This window comes from Paraplanobispora siamensis, assembly GCF_016863175.1.
In the GTDB taxonomy this organism is placed as follows: domain Bacteria; phylum Actinomycetota; class Actinomycetes; order Streptosporangiales; family Streptosporangiaceae; genus Planobispora; species Planobispora siamensis.
Genome location: NZ_BOOJ01000036.1, coordinates 72,780 through 92,269, shown reverse-complemented (window position 1 = coordinate 92,269; position 19,490 = coordinate 72,780). Strand labels below are relative to the sequence as shown.

Below are 19,490 nucleotides of genomic sequence, written 5' to 3'. Positions count from 1 at the left end.
GGCACCCGCGTGGATATATCGCCTACCGGAGCGCCTTCAGGTTGAGGACGCGCGAAACTCCGGCGCTCTCCACCCTCCAGCCGACCAGCCCGCCCTCGCGGGACAGATCGATGATCCGCAGGCTGCCGGCGTTCTCCGGCTCCCGGAACGCCGCCGCGGTCCCGCCCTCCAGGTCCACCACCAGCAGCCGGGAGGGCGCGAAGACCCGCCCCGTCGGCGTCTCCGGAGGCGCGAACGTCCCGTCCCGCATCTCCTTCAGCGCCTCTTCGATGCTCTTCTCTGCAGCTCCGCCGGGCGGGTCGGGCCTGAGCAGCTTCCGCATCTCCTCCAGCACCACGAACCGGTCGAGCCGGGGCCCCTCCCTCCCGGCGGGGGCCGGGCACCACAGCACGTCCAGCCCCGCCGGGAAGTTCACCACCCCCGACCCGTCCTGTCGCTGGGCGAAACGCCGGACGCCTTCGATCCCCAGCTCGGTGTCCCCCGGTATGAAGGCCAGCCCGACGCACCAGCTGGGGGAGCAGGTCTCCAGCGTGCCGGCCGCGGGGACGGGGACCCTCCGCTCGCCGGTCTCCAGGTTGACCAGCGGCCGACGGGTGACGTCGGCGAAATCACCCTCGGCGAGATTGTCGGAATCCCTCCCGGGCATCGCCCAGGGCCAGGAGACCAGGTCGAGTCCCTCACTCCCGGCGACGAGCTCCGGCGCGCCTCCGGCCGATGACATCCTGAGGACACCCCGGAAGCCGGCGGCCGGATGGACCCTTCCGGAGGCGCCGGTGAAGAGTACGGAGTCCCCCGCCACCGCGAGCTCCGCCTTCCACAGCTCGTGGTTCTCGTCGAAGGTCAGCAGCAGCCTCGGCCCGCCTCCGGTACGCGGCATCGTCCACACCTGTCTGACCTGGCTCTTATCGCCCCGGCTCGCGGTCGTCGCCCAGACCAGGTGATTCTCCCCCACCTCCACCTGGGTGACCGTGAAGCCGCTCAGACCCGGGTCCACGGAGTGGACGGCCAGCACGGACGCCTGCCGGGACTCCGTGGAGAACACCTCCAGCCGCACCTGACGGCCGGCGTCTCCGGCACCCTGCCCGCTCTCGGCGTTCCCGGGGCTCTGCGTGCCTTCCGCGCTCTCGGCGGCCAGCAGGATGTGCCCGGCGTCGAGTGCGGCCACCGGCCGGTAGGACAGCCCGTCGGCGGCCCGGACCGGAACCTCGACCAGGGCGTGCGGCCAGACCTCCTCGACCGGCCGGGCGTCCCGGATCGCCCTCTCGGTGAGGGGAGGGGCCGGCGTGACCACGGTGGCAGGCGTCGCAGGCACGGCGGGCAGCTGCCGTACCGCGCCGGTCAGGGTCACCATCAGCAGGGCCAGCGCGCCCGCGGCGAGCAGCGCCGGAGAGTGGGGGATCCGGCCTCGACGGCCGGGCCCGGAGGGAAAAGGTTCCATGGCGCCTCCCCGTCATAAGGTTGAACGGGTCACGGCGCCTTTCTGTTACGAGCTCAAGGAGATTTCCGGCGGATCAGACCTGACCGGTCCTGATCCTGGCCAGCCAGCCGGCGGCCTCGGCGAAGTCGGCGTCGGCCGTGCCCCGCTTGATCTGGGGGGACAGGCGGTCGGCGCGCGGGTAGCTGCCGAGGAAGCGCACGTCGGCGCAGACCCGGTGAAGGCCGGAGATCGCCTCGCCGACCCGGGCGTCGGCCACATGGCCCTCGAAGTCGAAGTGGAAGAAGTAACGGCCGATGCCGTCGCCGGTGGGCCGCGACTCGATGCGGGTCAGGTTGACCCCGCGCACCGCGAACTCGGTCAGCATCTCCAGCAGCGCGCCCGGGTGGTCGTCGGAGAGGAAGACCACCAGGGAGGTCCGGTCGGCGCCGGTGGGCTCGGGCAGCGGGGCGGGCCTGGTCACGTGGACGAACCGGGTCACCGTGTCGGAGCGGTCGCCGATGCCCGAGGCCAGCTCGACCAGGCCGTAGTGCTCACCGGCGATGCGCGCGGCGATGGCCGCGTCGTACGGCGAGCCGGGAAGGGCGACCTCCTGGGCCGCGCCCGCGGTGGACGGGGCGGCGATGGTCACCGCGTCGGGCAGCTCGCGGGCGACGAACCCGCGGCACTGGGTGAGGGCCGCCGGGTGGGAGAAGATCCGCTTGATGTTGCCGATCTCGGTGCCGGGACGGGCCAGCAGCGAGAACTCGACCGGCAGCAGCACCTCGGCGGTGATCAGCAGCGGCTCGCCCCAGGCCAGCTCGTCCAGGGTCGTGGCGATGCCGCCTTCGAGGGAGTTCTCCAGCGGGACGACGGCGCCGTCGGCCTCGCCGCGCCGGGCCGCGTCGAGCGCCGCGCTGACGTTCGCGCTCGGCAGGCGCTCGGCGTCCGGCGCCAGGATCCGCAGGGCTTCCTCGGCGAAGGTGCCCTCGGGGCCCAGGTAGGCGAGTTTCGGCATACCCCCAGGTTATCCGGTGAGTGTCCGGAAGTGTGCGGAGAACGGCATACTCGGCCTCCGGAAAATCCCGAAACGGGGGAGCAGCGGGATCCGCAGGACGCCCTCCCTGCCGAGCCCTCCCCCGCTCACCCGGTCTCCGGATGCAGGCTCACCCGATCCCGGCCGGCCCCGTCCCGGCGCGGAAGGCCGCGCGCCGTCCCGGCAGCCAGACGCCCAGCAGCCACACCAGCCCCAGCGCGCCGAGCCCGAACGCGTTCTGCACGATCTTGCCCGCCACCGGGCTGAGCACCGGGATCTCCGCCGCCCTGATCGCCACCCCCCACCACGGGATCGGCACCACGTAGTAGAGCCAGACCCCGGCCGCCACCCGCAGCCGCACCGGGTCCCGCCCGTCGCCGGCGATCGCGCCGAGCACGACGACCACCCAGGCCAGGTGGTGGATCCAGGCCACCGGGGACAGCAGCACGGCCATCAGCCCGACCAGGGCGACGGCGGTCACCGTCTCCCCGTCGAGCAGGGCCCTGCGGGCGTGGCGGAAGCCGTACCAGCCGACGACCGCCACCAGGACGAGCCAGATGACGCTCGTCAGCGCGTCGGGCAGGTAGAGCCGGATGAGCATGCCGCGCATCGACTGGTTGGTGGTCGCGGCGTTGGCGCCCAGCCGTTCGGGGTCGAGCAACGCGCGGAACCAGAAGTCGGCGGCGTCGGCCGGGATCACCACGAACGGCAGCAGCGTCAGCAGCGCCGCGGTGAAGACGGCCATGAAGAAGGTCCGGCGCTGCTCCTCGCGCGCCCCGGGACCGAAGCCGGTGATGAGGAGATAGATCAGGAAGACGCCGGGGGTGAGCTTGACCGCCGTGGCCAGGCCGATCAGCATGCCGCGCGGCCACACCGGCCGCCGGGCCGCGCAGTCGGCCAGGCAGAGCGCGACCAGCAGGATGTCCACCTGCCCGAAGCGCACCTGGTCCCTGATCGGCATCAGGTAGGTGCACACGACGGTCAGGAACGCGAACGCCAGCGGCATCCACACCGGCCGCGGAACCGCCCAGACGGGCCCCGGACGGCCCAGGGCGGCCTTCACGCCGTCCGAGCCGCCGGACGCGTGTCCCGGGCCGCCGGGGCCGGTCTCCGCGCCGTCGGGAACGCCTGGGACGCCGGGCCGGTCGAGGCGGGCGAGCACGGCGCGGAAGCCGTACCAGACGGTGACCGCCAGCGTGACGAAGATCCCCGCTGTCCACACCCACTGGGCCACCGGCCACGACATCACCGCCAGCGGCGCGGCCAGCAGGGCCGCGATGGGCGGGTAGGTGAAGGGCAGCAGTTGCGGCGCGGGCGTGGCGAAGTCGTAGACCGGGCGGCCGGAGAGGATCATCTCGCCACCGGTACGGTAAACGTCCAGATCGACCAGGCGCTGGTCGTCGACGTTGCCGAGCCAGTGGAGCACCAGGGGTCCGGCCGCCGCCATGATGAGCAGCAGCGCGAGCGGCCACGCCCACGCGGGCCGCCTGGTCGCCACGGTCGTCTCGCCAGTCGTCACGACCAGGCAGGCTACCGTGAGCGTCCGGGAACGCCATCAGCCACGGGCAAACACGACAGGGAGGGCCGGATGGGCTCAGCACGCGGGTGTCACCGGCCGTCCGGCCCGCTGACGGTGCTCTTCCTCCTGCTCGCCGCCGTCGTGCTGCCGCTGCTGTCCGCCGGTACGGCGGCCGCCGCCGCCAGGCCCGAACCCGTGCGGGTGGTGGTCGTCGGGGCGCCGGGACTGCTGTGGAGCGACCTCGACCCGGCCCGGACGCCGAACCTGTGGAAGCTCGTCGAGAGCGGCGGGGTGGCGTCCCTGTCCACCCGGGCCGCCCCGGCCAAGGGCCGGGGCTTCATCTGCCCCGTCGAAGGCTGGCTGACCTTCTCGGCCGGGCAGCGCGCGGGGGCCCCGGGGACGGGCTGCGCGCCGGTCCCGGCCCCGCAGGTCTCCGGTGCCGGGGCGAGCGTGCCGGGCTGGCCGGAGATGCTGGCCTACAACCGCGACGAGACCGACTACAAGCCCGTGCTGGGCCAGCTGGGCGGGCTGGTGACCGCCTCGGGCGGCGCGGTGGCCGCGGTCGGGCCGGGAGCCGTGCTGGGCGCCGCCGACCAGTCCGGAAAAGTCGGGAAATACGCGGAGACCGTTGACCAGCTCGGCGACCTGACGCCGTACCGGCTGGTCGTCGTCGAGGCCGGGGACCTCGCCCGGGCGTGGACGACGACCGGCTCGGACGCGGACGGCGGTCCCGCGGCCCTGTCCGAGCGGGCCAGGCGCGAGGCCGTGGCGGCGATCGACCGGCAGGTGGGCGAGGTGGCCTCCCGGCTCCCCGCGGACACGACCCTCCTCGTCGCCGGACTGTCCGACGCGGCCGCCACGGCCCACCTGCACGTCGCCCTCGCCTCGGGTCGGTCGCCGAACGGCGAGCCGTACCCCCGCGGTCTCCTGTCGGCCTCCTCCACCCGCCAGGACGGCCTGGTCACCCTCACCGACCTGACCGCCACCGCGATCGCCCTGCTCGGCCTGGACCAGCCCACGACCGTCGTCGGCCGCGCCTGGACCGGCCAGGGCCCGAGCGGCGAGCCGGCCGCCTCGACCGCGGCGAACCTGGCGGGCGAGGACCTGGCCAGCCAGGTCCTGCGTGAGGTGCGCGGGCCGTTCTTCGGCGTCTTCGTGGCCGTGGAGATCCTGTTCTATCTGCTGGCCGCCGCCGCGATCCGCCGGGGCTGGGGCGGCTCCCGCGCGCTGTCCGCCGCCCAGGTGGTCGCCGTGGTCAGCGGTGCCGTCGCGGTGGCGACCTTCCTGGCCCAGCTCGTGCCCTGGTGGACCTTCCCCGCACCGATGGCCGGGGTGATCGTGACCATCCTCGCCATCGCCTGCGCGGTCGCCGGGATCGCGCTCGGCGGTCCGTGGCGGCGGCACGTGCTCGGCCCGCTGACCGTGGTCGCCGGGATCACCTCGCTGGCCCTGCTGGCCGACGTGATGACCGGCTCCACGCTCCAGGTCAACGCCGTCACCGGCTACGAGCCCGTGACCGGCGGGCGGTTCTACGGGTTCGGCAACATCGCCTTCGCCGTCTACGCGGCCGGGACGATCCTGGCGCTGGCCGGAGTCGCCCAGTGGCTGATCGAGCGCGGACGGCGCGGGCTCGCTCTGGCGGTCTGCGCGCTGTACGGCGGGCTGGCGGTGTTCGCCGACGGGTGGCCCGCCTGGGGGGCGGACTTCGGCGGGGTCCCGGCGTTCCTGGCCGGGGTGGCCGTCTTCCTGATCCTGCTGTCCGGCCGCCGGGTCTCGCCGGTCAAGCTCGGCCTGATCGGCCTGGCCGGCGCCGTGCTGATCGGCGCGATCGCGGTCGCCGACTGGCTGCGGCCCGCCGAGCGCCGCACCCACCTGGGCACGTTCGTCCAGCAGGTGCTGGACGGCGAGGCCTGGACGGTGGTCGCCCGCAAGTTCGGCGCGATGATCGGGGTCACGGTCGGGAACTGGTCGCTGACCCTGCTGTCGCTGGTCGCGCTGGCCTTCCTGTTCCTGGTGCTGAACCGGCCCTCCCGGTGGGGCGCGCCCGCGCTGGGCCGGGCCTACGCGCTCGCGCCCACGCTGCGCGCCGGATTGATCGGCGCATTGACCTGCGCGCTCATCGGGTTCCTGATGAACGACTCGGGCATCGCCATCCCCGCGATGGCCCTCACCGTCGCGGTGCCGCTGACGCTGGCCGCCTGCGTGCGCGCGCTCCGGCTCTCGCCGCCCACCACACCAGAGCGGCCGTCAACGCCAGCAGGGACCACGGCACCACCTGCTGCCTGACGACGGTCTTGAGCCAGAGCAGGTCGTCGGGGCGCAGCGCCTCCCTGGCCGGCAGATAGCCCAGCGACAGGATCGTCGTCCTGGCCACCACGAAGCTCTCCAGCGCGGGCCACGAGGCCGTCATGGCCAGGAGCGCGAAGGCCAGCCCGTCGTACCACGGCAGGGCGTACGGCGCGGCGAACAGCCAGGCGATCACGATCACCGCCGCCACCGCCGGAGCCGAGAGCGACGCGCCCGTCCCGCCCACCCCGGCCCCCGGCGTGATCCCGGCGCCGGATCCGGAGCCAAGCGCAATCCCACCACCGGAGCCGGACGGGGCCGCGCCGCCGGATCCGGGGGCCGGCACGAGGACACCGGATCCGGGTCCCGGTGTGACCCCGGTGCCGGAGGCGGCGCGCAGGAGCAGCCAGGCCAGGACGGCCAGCAGGCTCGCGGTGCCGATCTGGATCCACAGGGTGTAGGCGCCGGGCCCGAACAGTGACTGCAGGCCGATCTTCACCAGTTGCCAGGGGGTGGCGAGGGAGACCTTCTTGCCGGCCTCTCCCACCTGGTCGAGCACGTGCGGCCCGGCCAGGCCGTAGATCACCGCCACCGTGGCCGTCGCCGTGCCCGCGACCAGCATCAGCCTCCGGGGCGAACGCCGCAGCTCCCAGGCCGGCCCCAGGGCGACCAGCCCGGCGTTGAGCTTGACCCCGATCCCGGCCCCGAGCAGCAGTCCCGAGAGGACCCGGGGCAGGGCCCGCCCGCTCTCCGGCACGCCGGACGGCCCGGAGGCACGGCCCAGGCGGCCTCCCAGGCTCCGGCGGCCTCCCAGGCTCCGGCGGCCTCCCGGGCCCCGGGCCGCCGCGTGGGCGACGAGGGCGGCGACCATGCAGGCGACGGCCAGGGTGTCGACGTGCATCCCGGCGGACAGGTGGTAGATCATCAGCGGGTTGGCCGCCCACAGCAGCGCCGCCCGCCGCTGAAGAGCGTCGTCCCCCGCGGTGAACCGGTGGATCAGCAGCGCGGTGCCGATGAACGCGGCGGCGTTGAACAGCGCCATCACGAAGACGGTCAGCCTGACCGAGTCGCCGCCTGCCAGGCTCGCCAGCGCCTGCAGGACGGTGGCCACCGGGCCGTAGACGCTCGTCACCCCGGCCCACTCCTCGACCGAGCCGGTGACCGGGTCACCGGGCAGCTCGGCCGGGGTGACGGCGTAGGGGTCGTGGCCGAGGGTGGCCAGCCGGCCGTAGGCCGCGTAGTTCAGGTGGTCCGGGGAGCCCGACGGCGGCAGGAGGGCGAGCAGCGCCACCGCGGCCGACCCGGCGGCCAGCGGCCACCGCGGGTCCGGCCGCCACCGCGACCGCAACGCCGCGCCGAGCCCGGCCCCGCCCAGCAGGACCGCCAGGGCGGCCATGACGATCACCAGGTGGCCGCTCGGGGCTGCGCCCAGGGCGTATGGCGGGTGCCAGGAGGGACCGGCCAGCCCGGGCACCATGGCCGACGGCCCCAGCAACCCGATCAGGATCGTCAGCAGGACCGACACGCCCATGGCCCAGCGCGCGAAGGCGCCGAGCGCGTCACGCGAACCGGGCGCCGTGTTCTTCCCGGCCACCGCCGAATCCAGGGTCACCCGCAAATTCCAGCACACCCGGCGGATCGCCCGTCCCGGTTGTCCACAGCCCCCGAGTTATCCACAGGCCCCGGATGCTTGAGAACGTTGAGCCACCGGGCACTCCGGCGCCCGCCCACCGGGCCGCCCGCCGTACACCGGCGCCGGAAAGGCCCGCACACCATCCCGCCGCACCGGCGCCCCACAGCGTCACACCGGGGAACAAGCGTGTCCCCGCCAAACGTCAAGGTTCGGTGATCTCGGGTGCTTGGAGGCGCCGGTGGGTCAGGGGCGCAGGGCTTTGCGGGTGAGGAGGGCGCGGCCTACGTCGCGGAACTGGCGGGCGCGGTGGACCTGGGCCCTCCAGTCGGTGCCGGTGGCCCGGTGGGCCATCTCCACCTCGACCTCGCGGACCCGGAACCCCTGGCGGATCAGGTCGATGGTCAGACCCGTCTCCACCCCGAAGCCGCGTGCCAGGGGCAGGGCGGCGTCGAAGGCGGCCCTGGTCAGGCAGCGCTGGCCGTTGAGGGGCTGGGCGGGCGTCCAGCCGGTGGCGCGCTCGATGCCCTGGCGGGCGAGGTTCACCACGAAGCCGTGGCCGCCCAGCTTGACGCGGGTGACGAAGACCGCGATGGTCATGTCCGCCTCACCCGACCGGACCGGCTCGATCAGGGGAGCGGCCGTGTGCGCGGTCTCCCCCAGATCGGCGTCCAGGAACAGCAGATGACGCGGCTGCCCGTCCTCGGCGTCGAGCAGGCGCACGACCTCGGCGCCGCTCTCCATGGCCGCCGCCTTGCCGCGGTTGCGGCTGTGCCGTACGACACGGGCCCCGGCGGCCCTGGCCTTCTGACCCGTCCGGTCGGACGAGCCGTCGTCCACGACCACGACGAGATCCACACCGGACAGCGCCATCGCCGCCGTCACGGTGGCGCCGATCCGGTCCTCCTCGTCCTTGGCCGGGATGATCACCGCTGTGCCGGTCACGACTCCCGCTCCCGAACTCGCTCCACCGGGCGGCCGCGCCGCCCGTCCGTCAAGTTTGTGCCGCCCGGGCGGCTCACGCCTTGGGTTCGGCCGTCAGCAGCTCCTCGGGCACCGTCTCGTGCACGGTGAACACCGAGTCGAGACCGGTCACCTGGAGGATCTTGCGGACGGCGGGCCGGGGCCCGGCCACCTCAAGGGCGCCGCCGCGCTCACGCAACCGCTTGAGCGCGGAGAGCAGCACGTTCATCCCCGTGGAGTCGCAGAACTCCACACCGGACATGTCGATGACCACGAGGGTCGTGGCGCCCTCCTGGAGCAGCCGGGTGAACTCGGCTTGCAGGCGAGGCGCCGTATATAGGTCGATTTCTCCGACAATGGCCATGACGGTGCGCCCGCCATGAGATCGAGTTGAGACTTTTAGCTCCACAGCGGGCACACTAGCGGCGCGAAGGCCCCGGGTCACGTTCTCTCGGCCGCCGGGTGTCCGAGATGCATCGCCGGATCAGGGTCGTCTGTTCTTTGTCCCCCGTTCTCCCCTCATGAGAACCCTCAGTGCGCAAAGCTTGACACTGTGCGACGTCAGCTCGACAGAGAGGAAGGCGCCCAGTGGGGGACCGCACCGCCACGGAACCGGTCGCGCAGGACACCAGGACCGGAGACCGGGGTCTCCACGCTGGAGGCATTCGATGAACACCGATCTCGATCTTCCCGAGGATTCCCAGAGGCGACGGCTCCTGGAGCGCCTGGAATCCGCCATCGTCCGCGCCAGGAGGGCCACGTCCTGGCGTGAGGCGGCCGCCCCGCTCCGTGGCCTGGTCAACCGGGACGGCTTCGTTCCGATACGGACCCGCCTGAGCCGCGAGGATCTCGACTTCCTCGAAGAGGCGCGCGAGGAACTGCTGGACTTCGCCGTGCTCGGGGTCCGGCTCCTCGACCTCCACCAGCCCCGCGACGCGGGCGGCATCACCAGCGACACCGCGCACCCGATCCTGCGCTGCCGGAGCTGCATGTGGCGCTGGCCGTGCCCGACCTTCCGGGCCATGTCGGAGACCTTCGGCGAACCGCGCGGGCACGACGAGCACGACGACGCCCCCGTCCTCCGCCACCAGGTCGAGCCCGACGACGGCGGGACCGGGGGCCAGGAGGCCGGCGGCGTCCGGATGACCGTCATGATCCCGGCCCAGTCGGAGGGCGGGACCTCGGCGCTCGCACTCCCCGGCGGACCGCCGGAGAGCTGACCGCCGCCCCCTCCGCACCGGACCGCCGGAGACCCGGCCGCCGTCCCCTCCGTTCCGCACCCGACCGCCGGAGACCCGGCCGCCGTCCTCTCCCGGAGAACGGCCCGGCGGGCGGTCCCGGACACCGGCCCGGCGAACGGTCCCGGCGAACGGCCCCGGACAACGGCCCGGCGAACGGCCCAGGAGGCCGTCAGGACGACAGCGGCAGGCGGATCTCGAAGCGGCACCCCGGCCCCGAGTTGACGACGCCGATGTCGCCCTCGTGGGCCTCCACGATGCCGCGGGCGATCGCCAGCCCGAGTCCCGCCCCGGCGCCGTCCCCGCGCGGGCTGCGGGCCGCCTCGCCGCGGAAGGCGACGTCGAACACGCGGGGCAGGTCGTCGGCCGGGATCCCGCCGCAGGCGTCGGCCACCGACAGGCACGCGAGGCCGTCCTCGACCGTCGCGCTGACCGAGACCGTGCCGTCGGCGGGAGTGTGCCGGATGGCGTTGACCACCAGGTTGCTCAGAGCCCGGGAGAGCTCTCCGGCGTCCGCCTGGACGGGCACCACCGGGTCGACCGCCCCCTCCAGACGCACCCCCTTGGCCCGGGCCAGCGGCTCCACCCCGGCCAGGGCGTCGGCCACCAGGTCCCCGAGGCCGATCCTGGTCCGGGACAGGCGCAGCGACCCCGCGTGGATCCTCGACAGCTCGAACAGGTCGTCGACCATGCCCGACAGGCGGTCCACCTCCAGGCGGATCCGGGTGTGATAGCGGTCCACGGTCTCGGGGTCGGAGACCACGCCGTCCTCCAGCGCCTCGGCCATCGCGCGCATGCCGGCCAGCGGGGTGCGCAGGTCGTGGCTGACCCAGGAGACGAGCTCGCGGCGGGCGCCCTCCAGGGCGCGCTCGCGCTCGCGGCCCAGGCGGATCCGCCGGTAGGCCTCCTCCAGGCTCGCGGCGATCGTGTCGAGCTCGGCGGGCAGGCCCCGCGGCGGGGTGAACTCCCCGGACGGGGGGACCTCCTGCACGGCGGAGACGAGGGTACGGCTGGCGGCCACGACACGCCGGGCCAGCACCGCCGCCACGCCCAGGCCGATCAGTCCGCTGACGGCGACCACGCTGAGCACGATGTTCCTGGGCGTGCCCTCGATGATCATTTTCAGGGTGATCGCCACCATGCCCGCCACCGTCACCACCACCGGAACGGCCGCGACCACCGCGAGCATGACCCCGATCGACCGCTTCCGCAGCAGGTGCATCGCACCCAGCCCGGCCAGCGCGACCAGCAGGCCGATCCCGGCGGTGACCGCGACGATCTCCACCATGTCCGGGATCACGGCAGGTCCAGGGGCTCGTAGCGGTAGCCGACCCCCCACACCGTGACGATGCGCCGGGGAGCGGTCGGATCGGGCTCGATCTTCTCGCGCAGGCGGCGGACGTGCACGGTCACCGTGGAGGAGTCCCCGAAGGACCAGCCCCAGACCTGGTCGAGCAGGGCGGAGCGGCTGAAGGCCTGGCGGGGGTTGCGCATCATGTGGGCCAGCAGGTCGAACTCGCGCGCGGTCAGCATGATCAGCTCGTCGTTGAGCCGCACCTCGTGCGCGCCCACGTCGACCACCAGCTCGCCGTCCCGCAGCACGCCGGTGCCCGCCGGGACGGAGGCGCCGCGGGCCCGCCGCAGCACCGACTGCACCCGCAGGGCCAGCTCGCGCGGGCTGAACGGCTTGGTCACGTAGTCGTCGGCGCCGGTCTCCAGGCCGACGACCCGGTCGATCTCCTCGCCGAGCGCGGTCAGCATGATCACCGGGACCGGCCAGCGCTCCCTGAGCTTCCTGCAGACCTGCAGGCCGTCCATCTTGGGCAGCATCAGGTCGAGCACGAGCAGGTCGGGCGGGTTGGACAGCGCGCGCCTGAGGGCCTCCGCGCCGTCACCGACGCACTCGACGTCGTGCCCGTCGCGTTCGAGATAGCGGGCCACGACCTCGGCCACGGTCGGATCGTCGTCGACCACCAGAATCCGCGCGCTCATGCCCTCCACGGTAGGCGGGACACCGCCGATCGCCGAACCACGTCACCGGACCGTAAGACTCGATCGTTATGCGCCCGGACCACTGCGGAAGGCGCGGCGGACGTACGGTGGACCCATGGGTCGTACTGTGATGGCGGTGCTGGGCGGCATCCTGGCGCTCTACGTGGTGTTCGGGATCGTTCTCCCCGCGCTGTTCGGGCTGATCAAGTTCATGTTCGTGCTAGCTCTGGTGGCGTTCGTGGTCGTTCTCGCGGTCACCGTCGCGGCCAAGTTCTCCCGGGCCTCCAAGTGATCCACGGGTGAGCCCCCGCTCACCCCGGACGAGCACACCTGTGGATCCCGCCGCTGCGGGATCCACAGGGCTCAGACCCGCTCTCTCCCCGCAGGCTCGGGAACGGGCATCCGGCCGTCGCTCACGACGTTGAGAGCCGTGACCACGGCCCAGACCGTAGTCGTCTCGCCCTCGTGCCGGACCCCCCACCTGTCGGCCAGATATTCGACAATGCCCAGGCCACGACCTCCCAGCGCGGACAGCGAGGCTCTTCCCGCACGCGGTTCGGTGGTGGCTCCCCCGTCACTCACCGCTACTTCGACGTGCCCGTCGGTCCAGCGCCATGACACTTTGACCTGCCCGGACGGCAGGGGGTGCGCATGTCGCAGGGCGTTGCTCAGCAGCTCGCTCACCACCAGCACGGCGTCGTCGATCGCGGTCTCGTAGACACCCCATTCCTGCAGGTCAGAGCTGAGGCACTGGCGTGCGACGGCGACGCTTGACGGTGCGTAGGGCAACATCACGACGCTCGACGGACTCACCCCCCGTATCCCTGTTCCCCCTGAGGAACACACCCCAGATACGACCGAAATGCCCCGTTACATGGGCGTAGAAACCGCACTCCGATCACCGCTTGTGCACATGGACAATAGATCAGCCCTCCCGTTACCGGCTCGTTACCGCACCAGCGTGTCGGAGCCGCTAAGCGCGCCTGGCGTGTCGGCCCTCCTCAGGGAAAGCCTGATGCGGGTGCCGCCGCCCGCCCTGGGATAGGCGGACACGTCGCCTCCCTGGGCCAGGGCCAGGCTGCGCACGATGTAGAGGCCGAGGCCGACCCCGCCGAAACGGCGGCGGTCGCCGCTCTCCACCTGGACGAAGCGCTCGAAGATGCGGTCGCGGTCGGCCGGGGCGATGCCCACGCCCTCGTCGTCGACCGCGAGGACCACCCGTTCGCCGTCCGGCCACACCGCGACCTTGATCAGGCCGCCGTCCGGGGAGTACTTGAAGGCGTTCTCCAGGAGCTGGCCCAGCACGATGTCGGTGGCGAGCGCGTCCCCGGAGACCATCGGCAGGTCGTCGGGGACGACCACCTCGACCCGGTGCACGTCCGACAGGACCGGCAGGCCCAGAGTGGCCGACCTGACGAGCTCGCCGAGGTCGAACGCCTCGATCTTGAGGGTGAGCTCCTCCGCCCCGGCGCGTGAGCCCAGCAGCAGGTGGTCCATGAGATCGCCCAGCGAACGCGCCCGTTCGGCGATGGTGTGGACCGCGGAGCGGCGCTCGGTGTCGCTCAGCCCGTCCCAGCGCGTGTCGAGCATGGCGGCGAAGCCGCGGACCACGGTGATCGGGGTGCGCAGTTCGTGGCTGGTGGTGGCCAGGAACAGGTCCTTGGCCTCCTCCAGCTCCTTGGCCCGCGTGATGTCGCGGAAGTCGACCACGGTCTCCCCGGTCTCCGGGATCTCCGCGCGGAGCACGTCTAGCCAGATGCCCGAGGGGAGCTGGTAGGTGAGCTTGTCCCCCGGCTCGGGCAGCGGGAACGGCGGCGGCTCGCCGATCATCTCGGCGATGTGGAAGCCGGTCAGCTCCGCCGCCGCCGGGTTCCACTGGATGACCCGGCCCAGGGTGTCGAGGACCGCGATGCCGTCGGCGCTGGCGTCGAACACCGCGCGCTCGTGGGCGCGCTGCCGTACGGCCTCCTGGTAGGCCATGGCGTTGCCGACGGCGATCCCGGCGTGCCCGGCCAGCAGCTCCAGGAGTTCGAGCTCGACGTGACCGGCCTTGCCGTTGGCGAACAGGGCGTAGAGCGCGCCGTACGGCCGCCCGCCCACCGCCGCCACGCCGAGCGCGATGGTGTGCAGGCCCGGCAGCCACGACCAGACCAGCTCGTCCAGCCGGGCCTGGTCGCCGGTCTCCAGCATGACGGTACGGCCGGCCCGCAGGAGCTTGCCCACCAGGCTGGAACGCAGGTCCGCGGTCGAGCCGCGCAGCTCGTCGGGAAGCCTGTGGCAGGCCACCAGGCGCAGCTGATCGCCCTCGATGAGCACGAACCCGCCCGCGTCGGCTCCGGTCAGCTCGGTGAGGCTGGCCGCGATCCGGTCGAGCACCGTGGGCAGCTCCAGCTCGGCGTTGATGTCGGCGACCACGTCGGTCAGCCTCCGCACGAGCTGTGCCCGGCGCAGGGCCTTGTCGCTGGCGCTCTCGTCGTCCTGGGTCAGGTGGTAGACGCTGACGTAGCCGAGCAGGGCACCTGCCTCCGAGCAGAGCGCGCCGGTGTCCACGCGCACGTCGAGCAGCCTGCCGTCCCGCCGGAACCGCTTGGTCCGCAGCGAGACCTGGCCCCCGGTCCGGACGCGTTCGAGGACGGCGTTGTGCTCGGCGGTGAGCTCCTCGGGGACCATCGGGACGCGACGTCCGACGACCTCCTCGGCCGGCCAGCCGAACAGGCGCTCGGCGGCGGGGTTCCACGTCAGGATCGTCTGGTCCCGATCAAGGGCGACGACCGCGTTGGGGGAACTGGCGACGATCTCACGACCGATGGCATCGTCACTGATCGCAGTCCTGTCATCACGCACACTTCCATAGTGCCGTTTCGAACGGCCGGATCTTGGCACTTTCGCCCCGCATGTGCTGCCACTCCGGGAGGCGATCCGTCCGATACGCTGCGGTCACCACACACCTGGACGTGAAAGGGTGGGGCCATGTCATCCGGGCCGGCCGGCGACCTCGACGCACTGCTACGGGTGACCTCGCCCACCTACATCGGCGACAGACATCCCGACGTCGCACTCGGCACCCATGACGGGCCGGTGGGCCGCCTGATCCTCGCGGTGACCTCCCGGGGCGTGGTCACGTGCAGCTACGAGGACGAGAACGTCGTCTTCGAGCGCGTCTCCCGCGGCATCAGCACGTTCATCGGGGGCGACCCCCGGCGGATCGACCCGGTCCGCCGTGAGCTGGACGCCTACTTCTCGGGACGGCTGCGCACCTTCACCACCCCCGTGGACCTCCAGCTCGCCACCCCGTTCGCCAGGACCGTGCTGCAGATGATGCCGGCGGTGCCGTACGGGACGGTGACCACCTACCAGCGGATCGCCGAGCGGATCGGCAGGCCCCGGGCGCTGCGCGCGGTCGGCAACGCGCTCGGCGCCAACCCGGTGTGCGTGATCGTGCCCTGCCACCGGGTGGTGGAGAGCGAGGGCATCCTCGGCGGCTACGCCGGCGGCACGACCGCCAAGGAACGGCTCTTCAGGATCGAGGGGATCCGTTAGCGGCGCGACAGCCTGCCCAGGGCGAGGGTGACCAGGCCGGAGACGAGGAACGCGCCGATGGCCGCGCTCATCCAGGGCTGCGGGACGAACCCGATCGCCTCGCGGGCGCCGGTCCAGAAGCCGGTCCACCAGCCCAGCTCCTCGGCGTCCGGCAGCGCGGCGAGCATCCACCAGGCGGCGAAGCCGAGCACCCACGGGAGCACCATGAGCCAGCGGGAGGGCGCGTTCTCCGAGGTGTCCCAGTTCTCGCCGCGGCCGAGCAGGAAGTAGTCCACCGCCAGCACACCGAACATCGGCACGAACACGGCGCCGATGATGCCGAGGAAGGCGATGTAGTCGTCGGCGCTGACGAAGATCGCCATCAGGGTGACCACCACGCCGGTGCCGACGGAGATGATCCGCCGGTCCAGCCGGGGCAGCAGGTTCTGCAGCGACATCGCGGTGGAGTAGACGTTGACGAACGACTGGTCGGTCTCGCGCAGCACCAGGATGCCGAAGAACAGCCAGCCGAGCGGGGCCGCCACGAACGGGTCCCACACCTTGGCCGGGTCGTTGCCGACCAGCGCGAGCGCGGCGATGCCCAGGGTCAGGCAGGCCACCTGGGCGACCGTGTAGCCGCCGACCACTCCGGCGAAGGCGGCCCGGCCCGAGCGGGAGAACCTGGCGAAGTCCGCCGCGACCGGCACCCACGAGACCGACAGCGCGATCACGTAGTCGACGGAGGGGGCGAACGCCTCCCAGGTGCCCGTGCCGAGTGACGGCCCGCGGCTGAACAGCGCGACGGCGAACCAGATCATCGAGATGATCACGCCTGCCGTGACGTAGCGGCGCAGCAGGCGCACCGCGCCCAGCGGCCGGATGGTCAGCGCGACGGTGACCGCCCCGCCGAGGACCACCCAGACGGCGTAGGGCACCTCGACCCCGAAGGAGCCGGCGATGGCCTGGGCGCCCTGGGCGATGACCCACAGCTCGAACGCGCCCCAGCCGAGCATCTGGACGATGTTGAGCACGGTCGGGGCGTACGACAGCCTGGCCCCGAAGAGCCCGCGCAGCAGCACCATCGCCGGTGCGCCGGTCCGCTGGCCGGGGATCGCCGCCAGAGCGACCATCGCGGTGCCGATGAGGCTGCCGACGACGGCGGCGGTGATCGCCGCCAGGAAGCTCAGGGGCCGGTTCCCCAGCGGGTTGATCAGCGCGATCGCACCGGAGAACCCGAGCAGGCTGACGCCCAGGTTGGCCCAGAGGGCGCCCTGGTCGAGCACGCCGAGCGTCTTCGGCGGCGCCTCGTCGAGGGTGAGGGGGGCTTCGGCATGCTTGGACACAATGACGTCGGACGTCATCACCGCTCCCTACGCCGGCATTACCCGGACAGGTTCATGCGGTCGGCGGTGCGTGGGAGAGGCCTGCCGGCTCTCCGCGATTCCGCCCTCTCAGCCCGGTAACGCCCGAGCTCCCGCGGTAGACATTTCGCTCCGGATTATGCCATCGCGCCTCTTCGTGGCAAGCGCCGGCCCGGTCGTGAACCGCTGCGCCGGGAAACGCGGCGGGATCCGCTCAGGCGACGAACGGCTCGTGCCCGCTCTCGCTCACCATGGGACGGCCGGCGAAGGCCCAGGACTGCATGCCGCCGCCGACGTTGATCGCATCGCGCCCGACGGCGTTGAGCCAGGCGGCGGCGTGCGCGGAACGGCCCCCGACCCGGCAGATCACATAGATGGCCGTGTCCTTGGGCAGCTCCTCGACCCTGGTCTGCAGCTCGCCGAGCGGGATGTGGAGGGCCTCGGGCGCGTGCCCGGCGTGCCACTCGTCGTCCTCCCGGACGTCCAGCAGGAACGCGTCGTCCGGCACGGCGCGCACATCGACCTCAGGAATGTTCATAGCCCTCATTGTTCCAATCCCGTCACCAGATCGGACGCAAAACCGCACGTCCACCTGCGATTTCGTTCACGTAGACCTGCAAATCCTGATGAATGCGGTCCAACCGTTCGGTGCCGATCACGGCGGCCCAGGCGTCCTCGATGTCGCCCCACATGACGTCGGCGTGCCGTACGTAGGCGTGTCCCTTGTCGGTCAGGACCAGCACCCTGGCGCGGCCGTCGGTGGCGTGCGGGCGGCGCTCGACGTAGCCCCACCCCTCCAGCTCGGAGACGATCTTCGAGGCGGCCTGCTTGGTGACGCCCAGGTGCTCGGCGAGGTCGGCCGCGGTGACGTCGTCGCGGTCCAGCAGCAGCCGGAAGGTGTAGCCGTGCGCGGGCCGCAGCGGCTCGCGCCCCTCGGCCGCGATGCGCTCTTTCAGCGCCTCGTTCATCGCCCGGTACGTCATGGCCAGAAGCAACGGGATCTCACCTCGCCTGCGCGTCACGCCGCCCGCCTCTTCTCGCCTTTTCCCGCCTCTGGTACGGCCGGCGCACCCGGCCCGCCGTCACGGCCAAGCTATTCGACCGCTTCGGAGATATGCGACCTCCGCCGCGGCCACCGTCTCAGGGCACGTCCCAGAAGGCGAGCTCATGGGCCATCCCCCGGGTGAACAGCTCCTCGGCCCGGGCGGGGTCGAGGTCCACCTCGTCGATCATCGCCGCGATGCGCTCGGTCAGCGCCGCGAAGCCGGGATGGGCGTAGGTGTCCACCCAGGCGCGGTAGCGCGGCTCGGCCGGCGGGTTCTCGGCGAGGATGCGGCCGAGGGTGGAGTAGCCCCACATGCACGGATAGAGCGCGGCCAGCCCCTCCGCGTAGTCCGCCGCCGACTCCAGCAGGAACGAGGTGTAGGCCGCGCACGCCGGGCCCTTGCGCGCCCCGCCCAGGTCGGCGCCGAACTCGGCCGACAGGGAGCGGTGCAGGTCCAGCTCCTCGTGGAAGGTGGAGTGGGCCAGGTCGACCAGGTCCCCGAGGTGCCCGTCGGGGGCCTGCCACGCCAGCCGGGAGAACACCCGCACGTAGTCCAGGAGGAAGAGGTAGTCCTGCTCCAGCCACGATCGGAACACCGGCTCGGCCAGGTCGCCCTTGGCGATGCCCACCACGGTCGGGTGGGCGAGCTGCGCCTCGATCAGGGGACGGCCGACGGCATGGAGTTCCTGAGAAATGCTCATAGGTCAGGGATTGTGGCAGAACCCACCGGCCGGGGGATCATGGCGGGCTCCGGTCAGGCGATCAGGTGGCCAGGTGGCCAAGCGACCAGGTGGCCAAGCGACCAGGCGACCAGGCGACCAGACAACCAAGCGGTCAGGCGGTCAGGCGGTCAGGGTCGCGGCGCCGAAGGAGACGCTGAAGCGCTTGCACCAGATGGTGACGCTCTTGAGCGCCTCAAGGTCGGCGTCGGCGGGGACGGCGTAGTTGGCGTCGCCCTTGTTGCCCTTGAGCTCGCCCAGCTCCAGGTGCTTGCCGTCGTCGAGGTTGAACCACCCGTCCGTGCCCTCCTTGACGGGCTGGTCGCTCAGCCACACCCGCAGGTCGGGCCCGTCGGAGGTGTCCAGGTCCTCGATCCTGAGCACCCGGCTGCCGTCGGCCAGCTCCAGGAGCCTGGCCTTGCCCGAGGTGTCGTGCTCGTGGGAGATGAACGTGCCGGTGGCCAGCACCTTGGTCTTCCCCGCCTTCCCCTCGGAGCCGCCCTGCGCGCCCTCTCCCGTGCCGTCGCCCGCCGTGCCGGGCGCCTGCGTGCTCCCGGCGGCCACGGGCGGGGCCTCGTTCACCTCGACCGTGGTGAACAGCCGCCACGGCTGGAACAGATAGAGGGCGACGGCGACGGCCACGGCGCCGGCCCCCAGGATCACCCAGCTGATGGGGTGACGGAGCATTTTCTTGATCTTCATGATGTCCTCCCGGCCTCGGATCGAGGCTATGCCGGACAGTGCCACCCGGCGCTTACAGAGTGCTTA

At 72.4% G+C, this 19,490-nt stretch carries 19 protein-coding genes and 1 riboswitch; of the genes, 4 read left to right on the top strand and 15 right to left on the bottom strand.

The window, feature by feature from the left end; genetic code table 11:
• Positions 1-22: 22 nt before the first annotated feature.
• The 3 genes from Psi01_RS22230 to Psi01_RS22220 form a co-directional block, all read right to left on the bottom strand.
• Positions 23-1,438: a hypothetical protein gene (locus Psi01_RS22230; RefSeq protein ID WP_204065999.1), complete on the bottom strand. Its 1,416-nt coding sequence runs from the start codon at positions 1,436-1,438 to the stop codon at positions 23-25.
• Between the two features lie 73 nt (positions 1,439-1,511).
• Positions 1,512-2,432, bottom strand: coding sequence for a prephenate dehydratase (gene pheA, locus Psi01_RS22225; RefSeq protein ID WP_204065998.1), 921 nt, complete (start codon positions 2,430-2,432; stop codon positions 1,512-1,514).
• Positions 2,433-2,580: 148 nt separating this feature from the next.
• Positions 2,581-3,969, bottom strand: coding sequence for a glycosyltransferase 87 family protein (locus Psi01_RS22220; protein WP_204065997.1), 1,389 nt, complete (start codon positions 3,967-3,969; stop codon positions 2,581-2,583).
• 69 nt (positions 3,970-4,038) lie between these two features.
• Here Psi01_RS22220 and Psi01_RS22215 point away from each other — a divergent pair, with 69 nt between their 5' ends.
• Positions 4,039-6,255 (top strand): hypothetical protein, encoded by a 2,217-nt coding sequence (locus Psi01_RS22215; protein ID WP_204065996.1) that lies wholly within the window; start codon positions 4,039-4,041, stop codon positions 6,253-6,255.
• On the opposite strand, the gene mptB is transcribed toward Psi01_RS22215, so the two are convergent.
• From mptB to Psi01_RS22200, 3 genes are all read right to left on the bottom strand, one after another.
• Positions 6,137-7,867 (bottom strand): polyprenol phosphomannose-dependent alpha 1,6 mannosyltransferase MptB, encoded by a 1,731-nt coding sequence (gene mptB / locus Psi01_RS43435; RefSeq protein ID WP_239127923.1) that lies wholly within the window; start codon positions 7,865-7,867, stop codon positions 6,137-6,139. The two genes, Psi01_RS22215 and mptB, sit on opposite strands and share 119 nt — an antisense overlap.
• Before the next feature lie 264 nt (positions 7,868-8,131).
• Positions 8,132-8,830 carry a glycosyltransferase family 2 protein gene (locus Psi01_RS22205; RefSeq protein WP_204065995.1) on the bottom strand — a complete coding sequence of 233 codons (699 nt, stop codon included), beginning with the start codon at positions 8,828-8,830 and terminating at the stop codon, positions 8,132-8,134.
• 73 nt (positions 8,831-8,903) lie between these two features.
• Positions 8,904-9,257 (bottom strand): STAS domain-containing protein, encoded by a 354-nt coding sequence (locus Psi01_RS22200; RefSeq protein WP_203879027.1) that lies wholly within the window; start codon positions 9,255-9,257, stop codon positions 8,904-8,906.
• Positions 9,258-9,516: 259 nt separating this feature from the next.
• Between Psi01_RS22200 and Psi01_RS22195 the strand changes: the two genes are divergently transcribed.
• The gene (locus tag Psi01_RS22195) at positions 9,517-10,068 is read left to right on the top strand and encodes a hypothetical protein (RefSeq protein ID WP_239127922.1); all 552 of its coding nucleotides are present in this window, start codon (positions 9,517-9,519) and stop codon (positions 10,066-10,068) included.
• 190 nt (positions 10,069-10,258) lie between these two features.
• On the opposite strand, the gene Psi01_RS22190 is transcribed toward Psi01_RS22195, so the two are convergent.
• Positions 10,259-11,374 (bottom strand): sensor histidine kinase, encoded by a 1,116-nt coding sequence (locus Psi01_RS22190; RefSeq protein ID WP_239127921.1) that lies wholly within the window; start codon positions 11,372-11,374, stop codon positions 10,259-10,261.
• An 8-nt stretch (positions 11,375-11,382) separates the two neighbouring features.
• On the bottom strand, positions 11,383-12,078 hold the full coding sequence (locus Psi01_RS22185) for a response regulator transcription factor (RefSeq protein ID WP_275424588.1): 696 nt from the start codon (positions 12,076-12,078) through the stop codon (positions 11,383-11,385).
• Between the two features lie 115 nt (positions 12,079-12,193).
• Here Psi01_RS22185 and Psi01_RS22180 point away from each other — a divergent pair, with 115 nt between their 5' ends.
• On the top strand, positions 12,194-12,370 hold the full coding sequence (locus Psi01_RS22180; RefSeq protein ID WP_204066165.1) for a hypothetical protein: 177 nt from the start codon (positions 12,194-12,196) through the stop codon (positions 12,368-12,370).
• A gap of 71 nt (positions 12,371-12,441) precedes the next feature.
• On the opposite strand, the gene Psi01_RS22175 is transcribed toward Psi01_RS22180, so the two are convergent.
• Complete coding sequence (locus tag Psi01_RS22175) at positions 12,442-12,891, bottom strand: ATP-binding protein (RefSeq protein WP_239127920.1); 450 nt, start codon at positions 12,889-12,891, stop codon at positions 12,442-12,444.
• Positions 12,892-13,026: 135 nt separating this feature from the next.
• Positions 13,027-14,922, bottom strand: coding sequence for a sensor histidine kinase (locus Psi01_RS22170; RefSeq protein WP_204065992.1), 1,896 nt, complete (start codon positions 14,920-14,922; stop codon positions 13,027-13,029).
• A 126-nt stretch (positions 14,923-15,048) separates the two neighbouring features.
• Between Psi01_RS22170 and Psi01_RS22165 the strand changes: the two genes are divergently transcribed.
• Positions 15,049-15,618, top strand: coding sequence for a methylated-DNA--[protein]-cysteine S-methyltransferase (locus Psi01_RS22165; protein ID WP_204065991.1), 570 nt, complete (start codon positions 15,049-15,051; stop codon positions 15,616-15,618).
• Here Psi01_RS22165 and Psi01_RS22160 read toward each other — a convergent pair.
• The 5 genes from Psi01_RS22160 to Psi01_RS22140 all read right to left on the bottom strand — a co-directional run bounded on the left by Psi01_RS22160 (position 15,615) and on the right by Psi01_RS22140 (position 19,424).
• Positions 15,615-16,958 (bottom strand): purine-cytosine permease family protein, encoded by a 1,344-nt coding sequence (locus Psi01_RS22160; RefSeq protein WP_204065990.1) that lies wholly within the window; start codon positions 16,956-16,958, stop codon positions 15,615-15,617. The genes Psi01_RS22165 and Psi01_RS22160 overlap by 4 nt on opposite strands.
• Positions 16,946-17,085, bottom strand: a riboswitch (TPP riboswitch). It overlaps the preceding gene by 13 nt.
• An 87-nt stretch (positions 17,086-17,172) precedes the next feature.
• On the bottom strand, positions 17,173-17,505 hold the full coding sequence (locus tag Psi01_RS22155; protein WP_204065989.1) for a rhodanese-like domain-containing protein: 333 nt from the start codon (positions 17,503-17,505) through the stop codon (positions 17,173-17,175).
• A 13-nt stretch (positions 17,506-17,518) separates the two neighbouring features.
• Positions 17,519-17,980 carry a MarR family winged helix-turn-helix transcriptional regulator gene (locus Psi01_RS22150; RefSeq protein WP_204065988.1) on the bottom strand — a complete coding sequence of 154 codons (462 nt, stop codon included), beginning with the start codon at positions 17,978-17,980 and terminating at the stop codon, positions 17,519-17,521.
• Between the two features lie 118 nt (positions 17,981-18,098).
• A complete protein-coding gene (locus Psi01_RS22145) occupies positions 18,099-18,704 on the bottom strand; it encodes a TenA family protein (RefSeq protein ID WP_204065987.1) in 606 nt (201 codons plus the stop codon).
• Positions 18,705-18,845: 141 nt separating this feature from the next.
• Positions 18,846-19,424 carry a DM13 domain-containing protein gene (locus Psi01_RS22140; protein WP_204065986.1) on the bottom strand — a complete coding sequence of 193 codons (579 nt, stop codon included), beginning with the start codon at positions 19,422-19,424 and terminating at the stop codon, positions 18,846-18,848.
• Between the last annotated feature and the right edge of the window lie 66 nt (positions 19,425-19,490).